A 15,008-nucleotide genomic window follows, 5' to 3' on the forward strand; every position below is an offset into this window, starting at 1 on the left:
AAGGGCAGCGCACCCCGGTGCGTTGCCATCATGCCATCAAAATGCTATCGCGCCATCATGAACGCACCGCAGCTTTCGGTTCGCTCCGCGCGGGCGCGCGATCTGGCGCATAAGCTCTCGCGGCAGGAGCGGCGGCCAATTCATGCGATCGTCGAGGATGCGCTGCTGGAATATGCCCGGCGCCATCCGGAACCCAGCGCAGCCGCCTTCCTCAAGCGTTTGAAGAGCCTGGCGGTGGAGGACGCGGATCTCGATGCGCTGATCGCGGAGAATCGCGTGCCGCATGAGGGCATCACGCTTTGATCCTTCTCGACACGAATGTGATGTCGGAATTGATGAAGGCTAACCCCGATCCTGCCGTCGAGCGATGGTTTCTGCTGAACGAATCCGAGTGTGTCCTGGCATCGGTTGCGATCGGCGAACTGGCGTATGGCGTCGCCAGGCTCGACGACGGTTCGCGCAAGGCGCGTCTCGCCGAACAGATTGCGGAGTGGCGTTTCCATTTCGCGGGGCGCAGCCACGCCTTCGCCATGACGACGGCGCTGGTCTATGGCGATATCCTCGGCAAGGCGCGGCGAAACGGCCGGCCGATGTCGGTCCCGGACGCGCAGATCGCAGCCATCGCAAGCGAGCATGGCTGCGCGCTTGCGACCCGCAACGGCTCCGATTTCATCGTCACCGAACTGCCGCTGATCGATCCCTGGAAGGATTGACCAGGTCGGGATCAGGCGCCCATCCCCGTCAGTACCGCCCATTGGGCGTCGCTGACGGGGCTGACCGACAATCGCGACTGGCGCAGCATCTCCATGCCCGCGAGCTTCGGCTCGGCCTTCATCGCCGCCAGGGTGACGGGTTTGGCCAACGCCCCGACCGGCTTGACCGCAACCGACACCCAGCGCGGTTCGTTGCCGTCCTGCTGCGCGGTGCGGGTGATCTCCATCACGCCGACGGCCGCCTTTTCCTTGCCGCTATGATAGAAGAGCCCGCGATCGCTCACCGCCATCGCCTTCAGGTGAAGCGCCGCCGCCGGATTGCGCACCCCGGTCCATTCGGTCGTGCCCTCGCGGATCAGGTCGTCCCAGCTATAGCTTTCCGGTTCGGATTTCAGCAGCCAGTACGCCATCATCGCCTCCTTGGATGAACCCAACTTTACTTTGGCCGACAGGCGTTTCAACGTCCATAGCCGGAGAGGGGAGACGCAACCATGGACGATATGCTGCTGCCGCTGCGCCGCTACGCCGATTTCCGCGGCCGGTCGCAGCGCAAGGAATATTGGCTGTTCGTCCTGTTGCAGTGGCTGCTCCTCCTGCCGGTCGGAGTGGTCTTCGTGATGCTCGGCGGCGACGCGCAGAAGCTGCTCGACGCGCCCTTCACGCTCCAGGGCGGCCCCGGCGATATGGTGCAGATCATCGGCCTGGCGGTGTTCCTCGCGCTGGTGATTCCCTTCCTCGCGGTCCAGGTGCGGCGGCTGCACGATCAGGGCCGGACGGGCTGGTGGATCCTGCTCGGGCTGGTGCCGTTCGGCCAGTTCCCGCTGATCGCCCTGATGTGCTTCGATGGCACGCCCGGCGCCAACCGCTTCGGCCCAGATCCCAAGCGCCGCGACACCGTCCACCGCCACGACTGGCGCGATGCGCCGGTCGATGCGGCGCGTGTCGTCCAGCGCCCCACGCTCGGCGACTGATCCGCTGAACCCTCGCTAAACACCGCATTCCGCATGGGTTCAGACCGACTCTGCCACAAGGTTGCAACAAGCTGCACGGCTTCCGCGTTATACCCCCGATGCGGATACGGGCTTGCTGAGTAGAGGAGGTTGAGATGAACATTCTAGTGAAGAAGGCCGGCCTCGGCGTGGCGCTCGCCGCGACGGCGCTGACCACGGCATTGCCGGCGGACGCGCAGCGCTATCGCCGCTACCACCGTGACGACGGCACCGGCACCGCGATCGTCGCCGGCATCGCCGGCCTCGCGATCGGCGCCGCCATTGCGTCGAGCAGCAGCGACCGGGATCGTTATTACCGCCAGCGCGGCTATGATCCCTATTATGACGACGGCTATTATCGCAGCCACGGCTATTATCCGAACGACGGCTATTATGCCTATCGCTACCGCCAGAACTACAACCGCTGCTGGGTCGAGCGCCGCTACGACCGCTATTATGGCCGCAGCGTCCGGGTCCGCGTCTGCAACTGATCGCGACCCTCGGCTGAACGAGACGGCGCGGACTCGCTCCGCGCCGTTTTCGTATCCATGCTCTGGCATCGCGCGCGATTTTGCGTCATGAGCCCGCCCCATGACCGACACACCGCCAGACCGCCTGTCCTCCAACCCGCGCAGCCCCTTTTTCGACGAGGAGAAGCTCTCCCGCGGGATCGGCATCCGCTTCAAGGGCGCGGAACGCCGCGACGTGGAGGAATATTCGATCTCCGAAGGCTGGATCCGCGTCGCCCTCGGCAAGAAGGTCGATCGCCACGGCCAGCCGCTGACCCTGAAGCTCAGCGGACCTGTCGAGGCCTGGTTCGAGAATCCAGCCCCCGGCGGCGCGGACGAACCGGAGGAATAACCTCCGCCTGGTTCCAGTCGAACGCCGCCTGCGCGGCCGCGGTCAGCGCGGCCATCGCGGTGCGATAGGGGTTCGGCCCATGGCTGATCCGCGAAACGCCGACAGCAGCGACCTCGCGCGCGCCGGGCGCGCCCGGGAACGCCATGAAATTGACCGGCAACGGTACGTCGCGACAGATCTTGCCCAGCAGGCCCAGGTCGACCAGCCCGGGCACGAAAAAGCCGCTGGCGCCCGCCGCCGCATAAGCCAGGCCGCGTTCGATCGCCGCGTCGACCTTCGCGTCGTCGTGCGTGTCGGGCCCGTTCTGCAGGAAGATGTCGGTGCGCGCGTTGATGAAGAAGGGCACGCCCGTCGCGCCCCGCATCGCCGCGATCCGTGCGACCTGGACGTCTATCGGGTGCAGCCCTTCGCCGCCCACCACCTGGTCCTCGAAATTGCATCCGATCGCGCCGGTCGCCGCGAGCCGTGTCGCGTTGGCCGCGATGTCCTTGGGTGCGATGGCATAGCCGCCCTCGAAATCGATCGATACCGGCAGGTCGACCGCGCCGGCGATCCGCGTCGCGCCTGCCAGCGCGATCTCCAGCGGCAGTCCTTCGCCGTCGCCATAAGCCTGCGCCGCGGCGACTGACCAACTGCCGGTCGCGATCGCCTTCGCTCCCGCGCTCGCCACGGCGCGCGCGCTGCCCGCGTCCCAGGCATTGTAGAGGATCACCGGATTGCCCGGCACGTGCAACGCCGCGAAAGCCCTGAATTTTTCCATCACGCCTCGACCCGGTTCTGTTTGGCCCTATTTGCGGCGGCGCAGGCGGTGGGTCAATCGGTCAAGCGGCCCGAGCCTCGGCTCCGCCGGCTCGCCCTTGGGATGGGTGGCGTCGAAATGCGCGAACGCGGATAGGTCCCGCGCCGCCCATAGCTCGACCCGGTGCCGGCCACCCTCCGTCACGCGATCGAACCGCAGCCGGGCATGCGGGAAACCACACCATGCCAGCATCTCGCGGATCACCTTGTCGCTGGTCGGATACCAGGCCAGCCGGTCGACCCCCGACATCACCAGCGTACGGCTTTCGGGATTGAGCACGAGCCCCTCGCGCTTGCCCGGCAAGGTCGCGGTGTTGACGATGATCAGCTCCCTGGTCAGGTCGGCCGCGATCTTCAGCCCCGCCACCGGATCGGGCAGGTGATAGAGGATGCCGCTGAACAAGGTCACGTCGAACGGCTTCAGGCCGATCTGCGGCAGATCCTCGAGGCTGCATGTGCCCGTATCGATATCCTCGCTCGGCAGATGCTCGGCCAGGAACCGCGCCTGCCTGATCCAGTGTTCGCGCACGTCGAAACCGAAGCAGCGCCCGGCACCGAGCCGCCGCGCGGCGAAGAGAAAGCCGCCGGCGTTGCAGGCGCAGTCGAGAAAGGACCGGCCCGCCAGCCCGTCGGGAAAAAGATGCCCGACCGCCCTGGCGAAACCGCGATAGGGATCAAGCAGCGTGGGCGTGCCGATCACCGGATCGGGTTCGGGCTGAAAGGCCGGGTCCCCGGTCCACACCCCCGGCGCGATCTCGACATTGTGATGCCACGGCCCCAGTCGCCTGATCTCCGCGCCAAGCTCTTCCGCTGTCGCCATCCCGCCACGTCCCCCGCGTCGTTACCGCGCGACGGCGCGGCCCCACGGAATCAATGCACGAAGCGCGCGACCACGTCACGATAGGAACGCGACACCTTCACCTGCGCGCCAGAGCCTAGCACCAGGAAACATTCGCCATTGGTGTGCGGCTTCACTTCCTTCACCAGATCGAGGTTGACGATGGTGGAGCGGTGCACGCGCTGGAAGCGGCGCGGGTCGAGCCTTTTCTCCAGGTCCTTCATCGTCTCGCGCAGGATCAGCGTATTATCGCCGGTATAGATGCACATGTAATCGCCGGCCGCATCGATCCGCTCGATCGTGTCGACATCGACGCGGAAAATCTGCCCGCGGTCCTTGATGTTGATCAGCTTCTCGAAGCGATTGGCCGAGACCTGTTCGCCGCCATCGGCCAGGTTCTCGACCGATTCCGGCGCCACTTCGGCCAGCACTTCCTTCAGCCGGTCGACTTCCTCGATGCCGCGCTTCTCGGCGAGGCGCTGGCGCACCCGGTCGAGCGTGTCGGCCAGGCGCGATTCCTCGACCGGCTTCATCAGATAATCGACCGCCTGGGCCTCGAACGCCTTCAGCGCATGGTCCGAATAGGCCGTGACGAACACGAACAAAGGGGGTTCGACCTCCATCAGGCCCTGGACGACCGAGAAGCCGTCGAAACCGGGCATCTGGATGTCGAGGAAGACGAGGTCGGGCTTGTGAGTCTTGATGCTGCGAATGGCTTCGCGGCCATTCTGGCATTTGTCGATGATCTCGACATCCTCGTGCGCCTGGAGGCGAAGTTCGAGCCCCTGGATCGCCAGGGGTTCGTCGTCCACCAATATCGTACGGATCGTCATGCTACCTCTCTAACCGGTTCCTGAAGCTGGAACGGAATCTCGATCTCGACCCCGAAACCGCCCCCGGGGATGGAGCGGGTCTCGAAGCGGTGGTCAGGCCCATAAGCTTGAGCAAGCCGCTCCCTTATATTGGCGAGCCCAACCCCGGTTGAAAGGCTTGGACGTGCTTTCATTTCATTCAAGCCCGGCCCGGTGTCGGATACGGCGATCTGCACCCGATCCCCGGCGAGCCGCGCCGTGACCGCGATTTCGGCGCCTTCCTCCTTGGGGGTGACGGCATATTTGATCGCATTTTCGACCAGGGGCTGCAGCAGCAAAGAGGGTAAACGCGCCTTGGCGACGCGTGGATCCACATCGAAATTCGGGCGCAGCCGATCCTCGAAGCGCATCTTCTCGATCTCGAGATACAGTTTCAGCGTCTCCACCTCCTGCGCGATCGTCACATGCGCGGTCGGCTCGTTGGCCAGCGTGTAGCGCAGGAAGGACGACAGGCGGCTTAGCATCGCATTGGCCCGCTCGGTCTGCTTGAGCAGCACCAGGGTCGAGATCGAATTGAGCGTGTTGAACAGGAAATGCGGGTTGAGCTGATAGCGCAGCATCGCCAGCTGCGCCGAGCTCGCCTGATTGCCCAGTGCCTCGAGCTGGTCGATCTGCTCCTCGACGATCAGGTAGAAATTGATCCCGAAATAGAGCGCAGACCAGCCGGCCAGCACGGTGAAGTTCAGGAACACGGTGCCCAGCACCAGGCTGAAATTCAGGCCCGGATTGGCCATCTTGATGAACGAGAAGGAAAAGGCGTCGAGCACCGCGTACAGCACGGTGGCCGCGCCCAGGGTCAGGATCGTCAGGATCACCGCCGCGATGCGCGGCTGGTGCCGGTAATAATGGTAGAGCGTCGAGAGCAGCAGCGTGATGCAATAGCCGACGATCGATTCGACGATGACGAGCAGGGTCGCGGTCAGATCGAGCCCGTTGGAAATGCTGGAGACGCTGCGCAGGATCAGATAGCCGGTCCAGCCCGCCGCCTGGAGCCGCCAGAAGGCACGGCTCTTGTCTTCGAAAAAGGGCCGCGAGAAGATCGCGGGCTTGGTGAACAACGGCATGGGCGGGGGTCTTAACCCGACTGGGACCGATGCGCAAAGTGGAGTAGGGTGCCGCGAGGCTGTCGGATAGGATATCGCGACGCATTCTTCTCCCTCTCCCCTTGTGGGAGAGGGAAGGGGCCCATCGCGAAGCGATGGGAAGGGTGAGGGGGACACGCGCCGTTGCGGTTCCGAACCTCACTCCCCCTCATCCGGCCCTTCGGGCCACCTTCTCCCACAGGGGGAGAAGGGAGGGAGGTGCGAACGGGATGCGAATAACCCTTCAGCTCGAAGGAGAGAGAGAAGCATGAACCAGCATCAGGACCGCGCGCAATTCACCGCGATGAGCGGGGGCACCCAGCAGGACTGGAACATCATCGGCGGCCATTTCCGTGATTATGCGCGTGACTTGCCGGCTCGCGTGCTCACCCATCTCAAGCTGCTCGACGGCGATTTCGGCGGCTTCCCGGTCGACCGGCTCGAACATTCGCGCCAGACCGCGACCCGCGCGCACCAGGACGGCCGGGACGAGGCCTATGTCGTGATGGCGCTGCTCCACGACATCGGCGACACGCTCGGCACCTTCAACCATCCGGAGATCGGCGCGGCGATGCTCCGGCCCTTCGTGTCGGAGGAGCTGCACTGGATCGCCAACACGCACGGCGTGTTCCAGGGCTATTATTTCTTCCACTATCTCGGGATGGACCGGGATCTGCGCGAGAATTACCGCGGCCATGCGCATTTCGAGGCCTGCGCCGAATTCTGCGAGAAATACGATCAGTCGGCCTTCGACCCGGCCTATGAAAGCGCACCGCTGAGCTTCTTCGAGCCGATGGTCGGGCGCGTGTTCTCGCGGCCGATCAACTCGGTCTATGCGGTGGCAACCGACGTCGCCTGACGCGGCCGGCCGTATCGCTCCGACGACTATCTTCGGACAAAAAAAGGCCGCCGTCCCGATTGGGACGGCGGCCGATTTTTTAGAAGCCCGTGACGATCAGAACTGAGTGTTCAGCGTCAGGATGAAAGCGCGCGGGCTGCCGATCTGAACGAACGGAACATTGTACTGCACCGTCGAACCGCCGGTGAAGCCGCCGACATAATAGGTGTTGAACAGGTTCTGCACGTTGACCTGCACGAAGGTCTTGTCGTTGAGGCCGGCCCAGCCCATCGACAGGCGACCCTGCAGGTCGACCTGGGTGTAGGCCGGGGTCTTGGCGGGATAGACCTGATAAGCCACCGCCGTTGCCGTCGGGCACGCCTGGTTGACGAGCGAGGCCGTGCACTGGAGGTTCGGCAGATTCTGGTCGTTCAGGTAACGCGAACCGGTCCGCTTCGCCTGTACGCCCAGTTCGACCGGTCCCAGATTGCCCTGGATGCGGCCGCCGAAGGTGTAGACCGGCGCACCGGACTCACGCTTGCCCTGGGTCAGGGCGTAGATCGGGTTACCGATCGCGGTGCAGGCCGCGGTGACGACCGTGCATTCGCCGATCACCACGTTGTTCTTGATTTCCGATTTCAGGTACGAACCGAAGGCGTACAGCGAGACTTCCGGGATCGGACGATAGGCGAAGCTGCCGTCGATGCCGTATTTGTCCACGCGACCGAGGTTGCGATAGATCGTCTGGTCGGTGAGCACGTCAAACGCGCTCGCCAGGCGATTGGTGAACCGCGTGAACCAGGGGCTGATCGTCGCCTGGATCTTGCTCGACGTGTAACGGACGCCGGCGTCGAAATTGTCGCTGGTCTCCGGCGTCGGATGCGCTGCGGGATTGCTCAGCGCATAGAAGAAGCTCTGATACAGGTTGTCCGTGCCGGGAACCTGCAAGCCCTTCGAATAATTGATATAAGCGGTGAAGTGATCGGCGAACTTAACGGTCGCGCCGACGTTCGGCAGCACGCGGTTATAGGTGTAGGTGCGCTTCTGCGGCGCCGCGAACCCGGGATTGGCGGTCGCGTAGGTCGCATTGTCCGCGCTGTTGCCGCGGCCAAGGCAGTCGACATTGCCGTTCGCTGCAGTGGTAAAGCAGAAGTTGTTGAGGTTGCGCTTGAAGAACGGTGCGCGGACGCCGACATTGACCGTCAGCATGCCGAAGGTGCCGCGATATTCGCCGGCGACCTGGTCGAGGATCGCGAACGACAGGCGATCGCGCTTTTCGACGATGCGGCCATTGGCGCTTCGGACCGGGCTGTTGATCGGGAAGACGTCTGTCGGGAAGCCGTTCTGCTGGAGCGGCGCAAGCTCGCCGGTCTGACGATGGCGGCCATAATCGTGCGAATAGCTGATACGGACCGAGTGATCGTCGTTGATCTCGTAGCGCAGCGACGAGATCAGGCCGTACCGATGCGTGACGGTCTGGCTCGGCGCAAGGAAAGTCACGCCCGTGAAGCCGCTGCACGATGCGCCGGCCGGGGTGCAGGTGTCGAGGACGTCCCCGTCGCCATTGAGATCGCGGCCGAGATAATAATTGCCGCCGACAAAGCCCTGGTAGGAAACGCCACCGATCGTGCGAACGCCTTCACGCCCGGTCACGGTGCCGCCGCCATTGGCCTTCACATACTGGAAGCTCGGCTCGACCGTGAGGACGAGGCCAGGCGTGAGGGTGAAGCGCGAGCTGACGCGGATATTGCCGGTGTTCGACGGATTGTAGCGCTCGTCGAACGTCGTGCCGCAGGTATTGGTGGCGTCCTGGACACCCGCCTGAGGCGTATCGACCTGGCAGCGCGGAACATTGTACGGCAGTTCGTCGCGGCTGATCGGGAAGCGATTGCTCGAGCCGGTGCCCGGGGTGCGGACCGCGCCGGGGACCAGTGTCGGAACGCCGCCTACGATGGAGGAGGTGTAGACGTTCGAATCGAGCCGCAGCGGGGCCGAACCGAAGAAGTTGTTGCGGTTGACGTTGTAGTTCGCCGCGACCGAGATGAAATCGCCATTGCTGCCGATCGGCTGATAGACGCGGCCGTTATACTGCGCCTTGTCGATCCGCCCGAAATTGTTGAACACCACATTGTTCTCGGCGTGGCTGGCGGAGAGCCAGGCCTTGGTGCCGAAAGAGGTGAATTCGCCCGTGTTGACCAGGCCGAAGACGCGGAAGAAATTATAGTCGCCAACCGAGCCCTGCAGGCGCGCACCGAACTCGTCGGTGGGCATGATCGTGCGATAGTTGACGGTGGAACCCGAAGCGGCCGCCGTGGGGCTGTCGACATCCGTCGAGCCGAAGCTGACATTGACCTGGTCGATCAGCTCGGGGTCGAGCTGCTGGTTCGCATACAGCGCGTAGTTGCCGGTGTCGTTCAGCGGAACGCCGTCGAACGTCAGCGAGATACGGCTCGCATCGAAGCCGCGGATCGTCAGGGTGCCGCCGGCGGAGCCGAACGGATCGTTGTTCTGGAAGCTGACGCCCGGGAGCTGGTTGATCGTATCGAGGATCGTGTTGCCCGGGGTCTGCTTGCTGATGAATTCCTGCGTCAGGACGCCCTTGGCCTTGCTCGTATCGGGAATCTGCACGCCGGCGACGCCACGGTCGGTGCGGGCGCCGGTGACGACGATGTCACCACCCTCGAAATCCACCGTACCGGCGGATTGAGCGAACGCGGCGCCCGGCAGCATCAGCGCTGCGAACGCAACGCCCATAAAAAGTTTATTTCGCATGATTTTCCCCTTTGAGGCGTCAGTCGCAAGAATCGCTCGGCGGTTTCGCCGTCGCTGGCCCCATGCGACTCGAATATTTCGGATAAATGACACGGGGGATTCTTCAAGTGGGGGTGCAGCATTCGGTCATGCTGCGTTGCAAAAAGGCATCACTTGGCGGCGGTGACGATCTCACCCCAGGCTGCTTCGTCGATCACCCTAACCCCGTGTTCGGCCGCCTTTTTCAGCTTCGATCCCGCACCCGGACCGGCGATGACAAGGTCCGTTTTGGCCGAGACGGAGCCGGATACCCGGGCGCCCAAAGCCTCGGCCTGGGCCTTTGCCTCGTCCCGGCTCAGCGTCTCCAGCGATCCCGTGAAGACCAATGTCATGCCGCTCACTTCGGACGCGCGGACATTGGAGACATAGGCGGCGGGGCTGACTTCGCTCAGCAGATCGGCCCAGGCCTCGCGGTTATGCTCCTCGGCGAAGAAGTCGACCAGCGCCTCGGCGACGACCGGACCGATTCCCTCCACCGCGGTCAGCTCGGCGCGCGCCTCTTCATCGGACGCCGCGCGGGTCGCGACATCAGCAACGGTTTCCACCGTGCCGAACGCCTTGACCAGGTCGCGCGCGGTGACGCTGCCGACATGGCGGATGCCCAGCCCGAACAGGAAGCGCGCCGGGTCGGGGCTGCGCTTCGCCTCGATCGCCGCCAGCAGATTGTCGACCGAGGTCTCCGCCCAGCGCTCGCGCCCGATCAGTTCCTCGCGCTTGTCCTTCAGGCGGAAAATATCGGCGGGCGCATGGAGCAGGCCGTCATGGAAGAAGGATTCGATGCTGGTCGCGCCGAGCCCTTCGATATCCAGCGCACCCCGGCTCGCGAAATGCCGCAGTCGCTCGACGCGCTGCGCCGGGCAGATCAGCCCGCCGGTGCAGCGCACATCGACTTCGCCTTCTTCGCGCACGGCGTCGGACTGGCATTCGGGGCATAGCGTCGGAAACGGCCAGCTGCCCCGGCTCTCGTCGCGCGACAGATTCTCGACGATCTGCGGGATCACGTCGCCGGCGCGCTGCAGCACCACGCGGTCGCCCGGCCATACGTTCAGTCGCGCGATCTCATGCTCGTTGTGCAGCGTCGCGTTGGTGACGACCACGCCGCCCACCGTGACCGGCGTCAGCCGTGCCACCGGGGTCAGCTTGCCGGTGCGACCGACCTGGATGTCGATCCGCTCCAGCGTGGTCTGGGCACGCTCGGCGGGGAATTTGTGCGCCAATGCCCAGCGCGGCGCCCTGCCGACCGCGCCCAGCCGTGCCTGCCAGTCGAGCCGGTCGATCTTGTAGACCACGCCGTCGATATCGAACGGCAGATCGGCGCGCGCCGCCTCGATCTTGCGATATTGCGCCAGCGCTTCGGTGATGCCCTCGACCCGCACGAACATGTCGCTGACCGGGAGGCCCCAGGCCTCGATCGCCCGGATCACGTCATATTGCGTCTCGCCGGGTACCGCCGACACTTCGCCCCAGCCATGGGCAAGGAAGCGCAAGGGGCGGCTCGCGGTGACAATGGCATCCTTTTGCCGCAGCGATCCCGCTGCAGCATTGCGCGGATTGGCGAACTGGCGCGCCTTGCCGGGGTCGCCCGCCGCGTCGGCCTCGGCGAGCAGCCGGGCATTCAGCGCGGTGAAATCCGCCTTGGCCATATAGACCTCGCCGCGGATCTCGAAAATGTCGGGTGCCTCGCCGTGCAGCCTGTCCGGAATGTCGTCGATGGTGCGCACATTCGCGGTCACGTCCTCGCCGACCTGTCCGTCCCCGCGGGTCAGCGCCTGCACCAGCCTGCCGAGCTCATAGCGCAGCGAGCAGGACAGGCCGTCGATCTTGGGCTCGGCGGTGAGCGCTACGGGCGTGTCTTCCGCCAGGCTCAGGAACCGCCGCACACGCGCGACGAATTCGGTCGCGTCCTCATCGGCAAAGCCATTGTCCAGGCTCATCATCGGCCTGGCATGCGCCACCTTGGCGAGATGGCTGGATGGGGCGGCGCCGATCTGGGCATTGGGCGAATCGGTGCGGATCAGGCCGGGAAAGGCCGCCTCGATCGCATTGTTGCGCCGGACCAGCGCGTCATAATCGGCGTCCGAAATCTCCGGCGCGTCGTCGGTATGATAGAGCCTGTTGTGATGGGCGATCTCACCGGCGAGCCGTTTCAGCTCGGCAGCGGCGTCCTCGTCGGTGTCGGGGAGCGGGGCGGACGGGGTCGTGCTCATGGCCAAGCGCTAGCGGAGGCGGCAGGGCGATTCAACGATCCGCATCAGTGTGGCGGCGGCACCGGGCCAGGTCGCCACTGAAAGGGCGCCTGATTCCGGCGCCGAAATCCACCTTAACGGAGGAAGAAAATAAGACGCCGGCAACGGCGGTAATGCGAGTCGCTGTTGGAGGGGACGATCAATCGTCCTCCATCATCTCCGCGACCATCTTGGCTTCTTCGTTGACGGAGCGGCGCTCGGCCGTTTTCTCGGCACGGCTGGCCATCTCGTCCCAGGCTTTTGCGGCACGCAGCCAGCGCGAGCGGACATTGTCCAGGGTTGCGGCATTCGCATCGGCTTCCGCCTGACGGGCACGATCGCGATAGAACAGGGCGGTGGTATTCGTATGACTTCTCCGCAGGTCGGGGGAGGCGGGAAGGGGCGCCGGCCATGGCCGGCGCCCGCCCGTCACTTACGCGCTGGCGAGGTTGACCGCGGACATCTTGCCGCGACGGTCCTGCTCGAGCTCGTACGACACGCGCTGCTCCTTATCGAGCGTGCGCATGCCGGCCGCTTCAACGGCGCTGATGTGCACAAAGGCGTCGTTCCCGCCGCCTTCCGGCGCGATGAAGCCATAGCCCTTGTCGGCGTTGAAGAATTTTACGGTGCCGATCGGCATAAGTATTTCCTTGGGTAGCCCGGTGGTGGCATCGCCTTGCACCGGTTTGGGGCCGAGAAGAGAGAGCGGAGCACCGTCCGGCCCCGGCCGGCGCATCCGAGGACGAGCGCGCTACTCCGTGAACACGGAAGCGGTGCGAATGGAGATTGGAGAGAGAACCAGAAGAGCGATCCAACAGCTTGGCAAGCGGGAGCGCGAAGGTCTCTCAGTCACGCGATGCTTGTGGGCGGAATCGCGAGATGACAGCGCTATAGCACAGCTTTGCGGAAAAGTCGCATCGTAATGAAGCGGCCATGTTCCGGCCCTTTTATCATGATGTTGTTCGGCCTCTCGGTTGAAGGGGCAGCCATGATCGCGGCACTATTGGCGATGCTCCAGGCCGCCGCTGGCCCCGTTGCGGACCCGCCCGCCCCGCGCCGCAATCCGACCCGCTGCCCCGAACGCGCCGAAGAGGACGGCGACATCGTCGTCTGCGGCCGCCCCGAGCCGCAGGAACAGTTCCGCCTGCGTCCGCTCAGCCATCGCTATGATCCCGTCGGAGGGCCCGGCACCGGCTTCCGGATCGGGGGAGGCCAGGGCAACATCTATGCGCAAGGGACTCGGGGCCCCGACGGCAAGCCCGACAAGCGCATCATGGTGACGCTGAAATTCCCGTTCTGAGCGGGGTCAGGCGGCCTCCAGCAATCGTTCGGCCTGGGCCCGCGCTTCGTCGGTGATCGTCGCGCCCGACAGCATCCGGGCGATCTCCTCGCGCCGGGCACTGTCGTCGAGTTGCACCACCCCGGTGCGGGTGACCAAGCCGTCATGGCTCTTGGCGATCAGGAGGTGATGGCGCCCGCGCGCCGCGACCTGCGGGCTGTGAGTCACCACCAGCAACTGGGTGTTCGCTGCGAGCCGAGCGAGCCGCTCGCCGATCGCGCTCGCCACCGCGCCGCCGACGCCGCGGTCGATCTCGTCGAAGATCATCGTTGCGGCGCTGCCCTGCTCGGCCAGCGCGACCTTGAGGGCCAGGATGAAGCGCGACAGCTCGCCGCCGCTGGCGATCTTGGCCAATGCGCCGAACGGGGCGCCCGGATTGGTCGAGATCTCGAACTCGACCCGGTCCTTGCCCGAGGCGCTCCATAGGTCGTTCCCGAGGGGCGCGACCATGGTGCGAAAGCGCGCGGCATCGAGCTTGAGCGGCGCCAGCTCGCCCTTGACCGCGGCATCGAGCCGGGCGGCCGCCTCGGTACGGGCGGCTGTGATGGCATCCGCCTCGGCCTCATAGGCGCGCGCGGCCTCGGTGACGACACGCTCCAGCGCCGCAATCCCCGCGCCGCCGCTTTCGATCCGCTCCAGCTTGCCGGCCAGGTCGGCAGCGAGCGCGGCGAGGTCGTCGGGCTGTACCCGGTGCTTGCGGGCCAGCGCGCGCAGCTCGAACAGCCGGGTCTCGTCGGCTTCGAGCTGCGATGGGTCGAAGGCGAGCGCTTCGGCTGCCTCATCGACTTTCTCCTGCGCGAGCCCGCCCTCGACCAGCGCGCGGTCGATCGCCGCCAGCGCTTCGCCCAGCGCGTCATGATCCCCGGACACCCGCTCGAGCACCCGCGCCGCCTGGCGCAGCCGGGCAAGCCCGCCCTCAGATCCTTCGAGCAGGTCGGCGATCGCCTGCAGGTCGCCCGCGATCTTCTCGCCGCGTTGCATGCCGGCGCGTCGGGTCGCGAGGATCTCTTCCTCGCCGGGCTCGGGCTCGAACCCGGTCAGTTCGGCCACCGCATGTTCGAGCCATTCCTGGTCGCGCGCGACGGTGTCGAGTTCGGCCCGGGCCACCGCCAGCGCATCCTCCGCCTCGCGCCAGGCGCGGTGCGCGCGGGCGGCGGGGCCGGCATCGATGCGCCCGAACGCGTCGAGCAGCGATCGGTGCCCGCGCGGGTTGAGCAGGCCGCGATCGTCATGCTGGCCGTGGATCTCGACCAGATGCACCGCCAGTTCGCGGAGCAACCCGGCAGAGGCGGGCTGGTCGTTGACGAACGCGCGGCTGCCGCCATCGGACTTGACGATGCGGCGGATGATCAGCGGTTCGCCCGGGTCGATGTCGAGGCCGTTCTGGGCGAGCAGCGAGGCGATCGGGCCATCGGCATGCGGCGTGTCGAAGCTCGCGCTGACCACGGCCTGGGACGCGCCCTGCCGCACCAGTCCGCTCTCTCCGCGTGCGCCGAGCGCAAGGCCCAGGGCATCGAGCAGGATCGACTTGCCCGCGCCGGTCTCACCGGTCAGCACGCCCAGGCCGTCGCCGAAATCGAGGTCCAACGCCTCGATCAGCACGACGTCGCGGATCGACAGGGATGTCAGCATCGCGGCATAA

At 65.5% G+C, this 15,008-nt stretch carries 17 protein-coding genes; 7 read left to right on the top strand and 10 right to left on the bottom strand.

Translation table 11 applies throughout. The features are described from left to right. The first annotated feature begins 57 nt into the window (after window positions 1-57). Both ACZ1I5_RS02025 and ACZ1I5_RS02030 read left to right on the top strand, forming a co-directional pair. On the top strand, window positions 58-303 hold the full coding sequence (locus ACZ1I5_RS02025; protein WP_465172082.1) for a hypothetical protein: 246 nt from the start codon (window positions 58-60) through the stop codon (window positions 301-303). Further along, complete coding sequence (locus ACZ1I5_RS02030) at window positions 300-713, top strand: PIN domain-containing protein (RefSeq protein WP_465172083.1); 414 nt, start codon at window positions 300-302, stop codon at window positions 711-713. The genes ACZ1I5_RS02025 and ACZ1I5_RS02030 overlap by 4 nt, the downstream gene beginning before the upstream one ends. 11 nt (window positions 714-724) lie before the next feature. Here the strand turns inward: ACZ1I5_RS02030 and ACZ1I5_RS02035 are convergent, their stop codons facing one another. Next, on the bottom strand, window positions 725-1,123 hold the full coding sequence (locus tag ACZ1I5_RS02035; protein ID WP_465172084.1) for an EVE domain-containing protein: 399 nt from the start codon (window positions 1,121-1,123) through the stop codon (window positions 725-727). An 81-nt stretch (window positions 1,124-1,204) separates the two neighbouring features. Here ACZ1I5_RS02035 and ACZ1I5_RS02040 point away from each other — a divergent pair, with 81 nt between their 5' ends. The 3 genes from ACZ1I5_RS02040 to ACZ1I5_RS02050 all read left to right on the top strand — a co-directional run bounded on the left by ACZ1I5_RS02040 (window position 1,205) and on the right by ACZ1I5_RS02050 (window position 2,563). Next, window positions 1,205-1,684, top strand: coding sequence for a DUF805 domain-containing protein (locus ACZ1I5_RS02040; protein WP_465172085.1), 480 nt, complete (start codon window positions 1,205-1,207; stop codon window positions 1,682-1,684). Between the two features lie 134 nt (window positions 1,685-1,818). Continuing rightward, window positions 1,819-2,193 (top strand): hypothetical protein, encoded by a 375-nt coding sequence (locus ACZ1I5_RS02045; RefSeq protein ID WP_465172086.1) that lies wholly within the window; start codon window positions 1,819-1,821, stop codon window positions 2,191-2,193. A 100-nt stretch (window positions 2,194-2,293) separates the two neighbouring features. After that, entirely contained in the window at window positions 2,294-2,563 is a 270-nt protein-coding gene (locus tag ACZ1I5_RS02050; protein ID WP_465172087.1) for a DUF3297 family protein, read from the top strand. Here ACZ1I5_RS02050 and ACZ1I5_RS02055 read toward each other — a convergent pair. From ACZ1I5_RS02055 to ACZ1I5_RS02070, 4 genes are read right to left on the bottom strand one after another with little or no spacing between them, the layout of a single operon-like run. Continuing rightward, window positions 2,496-3,323, bottom strand: coding sequence for an isocitrate lyase/PEP mutase family protein (locus ACZ1I5_RS02055; RefSeq protein WP_465172088.1), 828 nt, complete (start codon window positions 3,321-3,323; stop codon window positions 2,496-2,498). The genes ACZ1I5_RS02050 and ACZ1I5_RS02055 overlap by 68 nt on opposite strands. Window positions 3,324-3,350: 27 nt before the next feature. After that, the gene (locus ACZ1I5_RS02060) at window positions 3,351-4,181 is read right to left on the bottom strand and encodes a class I SAM-dependent methyltransferase (RefSeq protein ID WP_465172089.1); all 831 of its coding nucleotides are present in this window, start codon (window positions 4,179-4,181) and stop codon (window positions 3,351-3,353) included. A gap of 50 nt (window positions 4,182-4,231) precedes the next feature. Continuing rightward, window positions 4,232-5,032, bottom strand: a complete 801-nt coding sequence (locus ACZ1I5_RS02065) for a LytR/AlgR family response regulator transcription factor (RefSeq protein WP_465172090.1) — start codon at window positions 5,030-5,032, stop codon at window positions 4,232-4,234. After that, on the bottom strand, window positions 5,029-6,135 hold the full coding sequence (locus ACZ1I5_RS02070) for a sensor histidine kinase (protein ID WP_465172091.1): 1,107 nt from the start codon (window positions 6,133-6,135) through the stop codon (window positions 5,029-5,031). Before ACZ1I5_RS02070 ends, ACZ1I5_RS02065 begins: the two co-directional genes overlap by 4 nt. A 286-nt stretch (window positions 6,136-6,421) precedes the next feature. Between ACZ1I5_RS02070 and ACZ1I5_RS02075 the strand changes: the two genes are divergently transcribed. Further along, complete coding sequence (locus ACZ1I5_RS02075; protein WP_465172092.1) at window positions 6,422-7,012, top strand: HD domain-containing protein; 591 nt, start codon at window positions 6,422-6,424, stop codon at window positions 7,010-7,012. Window positions 7,013-7,108: 96 nt separating this feature from the next. Here ACZ1I5_RS02075 and ACZ1I5_RS02080 read toward each other — a convergent pair whose 3' ends face one another. The 4 genes from ACZ1I5_RS02080 to ACZ1I5_RS02095 all read right to left on the bottom strand — a co-directional run bounded on the left by ACZ1I5_RS02080 (window position 7,109) and on the right by ACZ1I5_RS02095 (window position 12,667). After that, window positions 7,109-9,763: a TonB-dependent receptor gene (locus tag ACZ1I5_RS02080; protein WP_465172093.1), complete on the bottom strand. Its 2,655-nt coding sequence runs from the start codon at window positions 9,761-9,763 to the stop codon at window positions 7,109-7,111. A gap of 149 nt (window positions 9,764-9,912) precedes the next feature. After that, on the bottom strand, window positions 9,913-12,009 hold the full coding sequence (ligA, locus tag ACZ1I5_RS02085) for an NAD-dependent DNA ligase LigA (protein WP_465172094.1): 2,097 nt from the start codon (window positions 12,007-12,009) through the stop codon (window positions 9,913-9,915). A 178-nt stretch (window positions 12,010-12,187) separates the two neighbouring features. Continuing rightward, window positions 12,188-12,460: a hypothetical protein gene (locus tag ACZ1I5_RS02090; protein ID WP_465172095.1), complete on the bottom strand. Its 273-nt coding sequence runs from the start codon at window positions 12,458-12,460 to the stop codon at window positions 12,188-12,190. Then, entirely contained in the window at window positions 12,461-12,667 is a 207-nt protein-coding gene (locus ACZ1I5_RS02095) for a cold-shock protein (RefSeq protein ID WP_034159288.1), read from the bottom strand. A 348-nt stretch (window positions 12,668-13,015) separates the two neighbouring features. Here ACZ1I5_RS02095 and ACZ1I5_RS02100 point away from each other — a divergent pair, with 348 nt between their 5' ends. Next, the gene (locus tag ACZ1I5_RS02100; RefSeq protein WP_465172096.1) at window positions 13,016-13,327 is read left to right on the top strand and encodes a hypothetical protein; all 312 of its coding nucleotides are present in this window, start codon (window positions 13,016-13,018) and stop codon (window positions 13,325-13,327) included. 6 nt (window positions 13,328-13,333) lie between these two features. On the opposite strand, the gene recN is transcribed toward ACZ1I5_RS02100, so the two are convergent. Beyond that, the gene (recN, locus tag ACZ1I5_RS02105) at window positions 13,334-14,998 is read right to left on the bottom strand and encodes a DNA repair protein RecN (protein WP_465172097.1); all 1,665 of its coding nucleotides are present in this window, start codon (window positions 14,996-14,998) and stop codon (window positions 13,334-13,336) included. Window positions 14,999-15,008 lie beyond the last annotated feature (10 nt).

The sequence above is a fragment of the Sphingomonas sp. BL-S-30 genome (genome assembly GCF_055521475.1).

Excerpts from the sequence above, each read along its gene's own strand:
- ACZ1I5_RS02040 (WP_465172085.1), top strand. The coding sequence starts at position 1,205 with ATGGACGATATGCTGCTGCCGCTGCGCCGCTACGCCGATTTCCGCGGC.
- ligA (WP_465172094.1), bottom strand. The coding sequence starts at position 12,009 with ATGAGCACGACCCCGTCCGCCCCGCTCCCCGACACCGACGAGGACGCC.
- ACZ1I5_RS02035 (WP_465172084.1), bottom strand. The coding sequence starts at position 1,123 with ATGGCGTACTGGCTGCTGAAATCCGAACCGGAAAGCTATAGCTGGGAC.
- ACZ1I5_RS02080 (WP_465172093.1), bottom strand. The coding sequence starts at position 9,763 with ATGCGAAATAAACTTTTTATGGGCGTTGCGTTCGCAGCGCTGATGCTG.
- recN (WP_465172097.1), bottom strand. The coding sequence starts at position 14,998 with ATGCTGACATCCCTGTCGATCCGCGACGTCGTGCTGATCGAGGCGTTG.
- ACZ1I5_RS02050 (WP_465172087.1), top strand. The coding sequence starts at position 2,294 with ATGACCGACACACCGCCAGACCGCCTGTCCTCCAACCCGCGCAGCCCC.
- ACZ1I5_RS02100 (WP_465172096.1), top strand. The coding sequence starts at position 13,016 with ATGATCGCGGCACTATTGGCGATGCTCCAGGCCGCCGCTGGCCCCGTT.
- ACZ1I5_RS02065 (WP_465172090.1), bottom strand. The coding sequence starts at position 5,032 with ATGACGATCCGTACGATATTGGTGGACGACGAACCCCTGGCGATCCAG.
- ACZ1I5_RS02045 (WP_465172086.1), top strand. The coding sequence starts at position 1,819 with ATGAACATTCTAGTGAAGAAGGCCGGCCTCGGCGTGGCGCTCGCCGCG.
- ACZ1I5_RS02055 (WP_465172088.1), bottom strand. The coding sequence starts at position 3,323 with ATGGAAAAATTCAGGGCTTTCGCGGCGTTGCACGTGCCGGGCAATCCG.
- ACZ1I5_RS02070 (WP_465172091.1), bottom strand. The coding sequence starts at position 6,135 with ATGCCGTTGTTCACCAAGCCCGCGATCTTCTCGCGGCCCTTTTTCGAA.
- ACZ1I5_RS02095 (WP_034159288.1), bottom strand. The coding sequence starts at position 12,667 with ATGCCGATCGGCACCGTAAAATTCTTCAACGCCGACAAGGGCTATGGC.
- ACZ1I5_RS02075 (WP_465172092.1), top strand. The coding sequence starts at position 6,422 with ATGAACCAGCATCAGGACCGCGCGCAATTCACCGCGATGAGCGGGGGC.
- ACZ1I5_RS02060 (WP_465172089.1), bottom strand. The coding sequence starts at position 4,181 with ATGGCGACAGCGGAAGAGCTTGGCGCGGAGATCAGGCGACTGGGGCCG.
- ACZ1I5_RS02025 (WP_465172082.1), top strand. The coding sequence starts at position 58 with ATGAACGCACCGCAGCTTTCGGTTCGCTCCGCGCGGGCGCGCGATCTG.